The organism is Pelomicrobium sp. G1 (assembly GCF_051905455.1).
Lineage (GTDB): Bacteria > Pseudomonadota > Gammaproteobacteria > Burkholderiales > UBA6910 > Pelomicrobium.
This window is the reverse complement of record NZ_JBQACR010000150.1, coordinates 1-382: the sequence shown is the minus strand read 5'-3', so window position 1 is coordinate 382 and position 382 is coordinate 1. Positions and strand designations below refer to the sequence as shown.

The 382-nt window shown below is 67.8% G+C and carries 1 protein-coding gene; it reads right to left on the bottom strand.

The annotated features are described in order from the left end of the window. A partial coding sequence (locus tag ACTFO6_RS17935; protein WP_439935768.1) for a TonB-dependent receptor domain-containing protein occupies positions 1-382 on the bottom strand: 382 nt, incomplete at both ends.

Genomic DNA, 382 nt, shown 5'->3' with positions numbered 1-382 from the left:
ACTCCGGTTCTCCGGGTCCAGAAGGGTGGCGTGGGCCGCGATCCGCCAGCCGGCCACGGTTCCGCTCGCGATGCCCTCGATCCCCCTAAGGCGGGCCTCGTCGATGTTCTGAGGCAGGGAGGTGGCCGCGTCGAAGGCGATCAGATTATCCACCTGAGTCTGGTAGGCATGGAGGGACCAGCGCCAGAGGCGCCCCACGCCCTCCAGCCCCACCTCCGCGCTCCGGGATTCCTCCGGCTGGAGGTTGGGGTTACCGAATCCGGGGAAAAACAGCTCGTTGAACGTGGGCGCCTTGAACGCCGTGCCGTAGGAGGCGGTGAACCGCAGGCCAGTGACAAGCTCGTAGCCCCATGCCACGCTGCCGGTGGTCTCCCCCCCGAAC